Origin of the sequence: Paenibacillus sp. OT2-17 (genome assembly GCF_009827695.1) — a bacterium.
GTDB classification, from domain to species: Bacteria; Bacillota; Bacilli; order Paenibacillales; family Paenibacillaceae; genus Paenibacillus; species Paenibacillus polymyxa_B.
This window is the reverse complement of record NZ_WUDQ01000367.1, coordinates 1-3,733: the sequence shown is the minus strand read 5'-3', so window position 1 is coordinate 3,733 and position 3,733 is coordinate 1. Positions and strand designations below refer to the sequence as shown.

The 3,733-nt window shown below is 45.7% G+C and carries 2 protein-coding genes, 1 pseudogene and 1 riboswitch; of the genes and pseudogenes, 1 reads left to right on the top strand and 2 read right to left on the bottom strand.

Annotation, left to right across the window (positions count from 1 at the left end):
• A partial coding sequence (locus GRP75_RS21335; protein ID WP_160790295.1) for a potassium channel family protein occupies positions 1-433 on the bottom strand: 433 nt, incomplete at its 3' end.
• Between the two features lie 107 nt (positions 434-540).
• On the bottom strand, positions 541-1,881 hold the full coding sequence (locus GRP75_RS21330; protein WP_076159678.1) for a TrkH family potassium uptake protein: 1,341 nt from the start codon (positions 1,879-1,881) through the stop codon (positions 541-543).
• A gap of 587 nt (positions 1,882-2,468) precedes the next feature.
• A riboswitch (cyclic di-AMP (ydaO/yuaA leader) is annotated at positions 2,469-2,621 on the bottom strand.
• A gap of 261 nt (positions 2,622-2,882) precedes the next feature.
• Here GRP75_RS21330 and GRP75_RS21325 point away from each other — a divergent pair.
• Positions 2,883-3,733: pseudogene (locus GRP75_RS21325) on the top strand (CPBP family intramembrane glutamate endopeptidase); the annotation flags it as partial.

Below are 3,733 nucleotides of genomic sequence, written 5' to 3'. Positions count from 1 at the left end.
ACAACTCCAAATAATCGAGCAAATTAGGCGTGACTAGCTGATGAGCCACCCGGATACCCATATCCCGTTCTGGATAAATGATCCGGTCCACACCGAGCTTCTCTAACGCACGCCCGTGCAGCACAGATATGGCTTTGGCTACGACTTTTTTCACACCCAGCTCCTTCAGCAAAATGGCGGTCAGGATGCTTACCTGAATGTCATTCCCAATAGCAACAATGCCGCAATCGAAATTACGGATGCCCAGTGATCGCAATGAGTCTTCATCGGTAGCGTCCGCAACGACAGTATGTGTCAACATCTCACTCATACTGTCCACAACATCCTCATTCCGGTCAATGCCTAGCACCTCGCACCCCATATCCACCAATTGCAAAGCCAGGCTTGAGCCAAACCGTCCCAAGCCAATAACTACAAACTGCTGCGTTTTCATATCTACTCGAAAACTCCCTTATCTGAATCAATTTCATAAATGAGGATTTTGCAAAAATCCTGAAATAATTAAATCAACGAAATGTATACTACTTATCATGAAATGATTCATCCTATAATCATTTTGCCTTCCGGATGACGATATAATTCTTTACCCTTTTTCGGCCCCAGTGCATAAGCTAGCGTGAGTGGCCCCAGTCTACCTGCAAACATCGTCAGGGTAATCACCAGCTTGCCTATGACTGTCAAATCAGGTGTAAGCCCTATCGACAGCCCCACCGTACCAAACGCAGACACCGTCTCGAACAAGATCATCAAAAAATGATGATCTTCGGTTGCCGACAAAATCATGGTCACCCCGATCACGAACAGCAGCCCCAGCAGTGTAATGGTCAAAGCCTTGTAAATTCGTCCCTGCGCAAGTCGGTACCTGAACAGAACAATATCTTCACGCCCCCGTAGCATCGAAATCACTGCTCCAATGAGCAGCGCGAATGTTGTGGTCTTAATCCCGCCTCCAGTAGAGCCAGGAGAAGCCCCGATAAACATGAGTATGATGATAAAAAACTGCGTAGCCTGCCGCAAGCCTCCAATGTCCAGCGTATTGGCACCTGCGGTACGGGGGGTAACGGACTGGAATAAAGATCCCAGCAGTTTACCACCCCAATCAAGCGAGCCAAGAGTCTTTGGATTCGTAAATTCAAATACAAAAATCACGAGCGTGCCGACTACAATCATAGCGCCCGTCATGCTGAGTACCACCTTAGTATGCAAGGACAGTCTCTTGCGCTTGCGATATTCTGCCAGATCCGACATCACTACAAAACCAATGCCGCCTGAAATAATCAGGAACATAGCTGTAAAATTAACAATCGGATCATATACATAACCTGTCAGGCTGCGAAAGTGCCCGAATAAGTCAAAACCAGCATTGTTAAACATGGAGATGGCATGCCAAATCCCAAAATAAATCGCCCTGCCTACAGGCATATCAAACGACCAGCGAATCGCAAATATTGCAGCACATACGCCCTCAATGACCAGCGAGTACAGCAGCACCTTACGAATCAATCCGACAATTCCTTCGACAGAGGTCTGATTCATCGCTTCCTGTAAAATGAGGCGCTCCCGTAAGGAAATCCGACGTTTGAACACCAGCGCGATCAAGGTAGCCATAGTCATAAAGCCCAGGCCGCCGATCTGAATGAGCGCAACGATAACAACTTGACCAAAGGTTGTAAAAAAGGTCCCCGTATCCTTTACGACAAGCCCTGTAACACAGGTCGCGGAAGCGGCAGTAAACAAAGCGTCTATAAACGCAAGTGGCTTTCCTGTTGTATTGGAGATCGGCAGCATTAACAATAAACTACCTATTAGAATGATAATGGCAAAGCCCGCAACGAATATCTGCGGTGGAGAAAGCCGGAGCCAGCTTGCATTGGGATTCATCTATTCATCACTTCTCTCCTACTTGGTGAATTATGAGCATGGAGATCGCTCCGGGTGCAGATTATTCTTCCGATTGCTGTTACCCCCGGATACTTTTCTAATTCTATAAGCCCTTTAATGGTTAAAATCCGGTGATAGCTTATACTTACGATGCGAGCTTTCCTACGGAAAGCTTTCAGGCAAACGCTTCGCTTCTTCAGAACAATTCTGCCCCCTCCGCTACTGTCATCTCATAAAATCACCAATCTCTTTTCAGTTTCTTTCGTCCGTTTCTTTTATAAAACAGAAAAGTATCCGCAAAGCGGGATACTTTTGCCTTTCAATACTCACTACTTCATACCTCACTACCTAATGAAACGTTTGGTGACTTTAAGGCAGGCAGCAGCGCAGCGGTCCATTTGGATCTGGAGAAGCGGTAGCGCTCGCCTTTGAGTCTGAATTTTAACCTTATTAGGGTTTCCTAATTCAATAAAATTCAGAGTCAACAGCGATCGGAAGATCAAATGGAACGCGCAGCGACTTAACTAGCAAACTTTTACACGCACATATACACACAAAAAAAGACACCGGAAAACCGAGTGCCTGACTTGGTCCCTGCTCACAGCCTACGAGGTTAGCTGACGGATTCGGGCAGCACAGTATGCCCTATTTACACATCCAATCCAGCAGGATCGGCTGTAAAATTCACCCCAGTAACATGGTTCCCCCGTTTTCCCATAGAAATTCGGCTCAACTGTATATCATTACCTATGTATTTTATAGGCATTGCCTCAAGATTATAATCCTTCTATATCCAGATCACAAAACCGATTTCGCCGAAAAAACGTGAAATTGGCTTTATTTTGCGAATGGGCATCGTTTAATCGCAGCTTATCTTATTTTATTGGAACTTTAAAGTGCTTTCACTCTATTTTCATGAATATCGCTGGTCTGTTGGCGGGAACCTGTGCAGTATGATATCTTTAATGGATGTTCTTATTTACAGATTAAGGAGGAAACTCATGAATCCTATCGGGAAACCGGTCGTGCTCACGGCCAACTTCAAAAAATTAGGCTTGCTGGGCGGGATTGGCCTGATTTGCTTTTTTATCTTTCAATTGCTTATTCCCTCGCTTAGTAATCCGAGTCCAGAATCAGTAATGAACGCAAAGGTCATCAGCAAACAAGAAGCGGTCATACACGCATTGGACTTTGCCCGCTCCGAGTTGGGCTATACTGAATCACAGCCAGAGGAGCCTGTCGTGACCTATCAGGCCGAAACAGATTTGTACGGTTATTTATCTAGAGAAAAACTGCTTCAACAGTACGACCGTACATGGAAGAAAAATTACCCTTACGAAACCTTTCGGGTTGATCTGCCTGAATCCTCAGCGAAAAGCAAACTGCAAATTCATGTGGATTTATCCACTGGGAAGGTCGTTAGCTTTAAACGGATCACCTCCAGTACCAATTACACACAGGCTGATATTTCTACGGATGAAGAAGCACGTAACAGGCTTATACGTGTAGCTGAGGACGGCATGACGCTTGAAGCCAAGGAGCAGGCGGCCGCAGTATGGGTTAAGCGCTTTGGTTTTAAGCCGTCGGACTTGAAGCTCGCCACCACTGAAAAAGAAGGTGGATTAAAGTATACCGTAGACGATAAAAAAATCGGCGTCTCGGTACTTACATTGGCTTTTACTTTCGAAGACGGTGATGTTCGCTCCTTCTCTCAAAGCTTTTCGGCCCCGTCGTCCTATACCGATTATATCGAAAAGCAAACATTTTGGGCGAATTGGATGACCTATGCGGGTTATGCCCTATTTAGCTTTGTGCTGGGTGTTCTTGCCATTGTGTATGCGTCACTCACCCG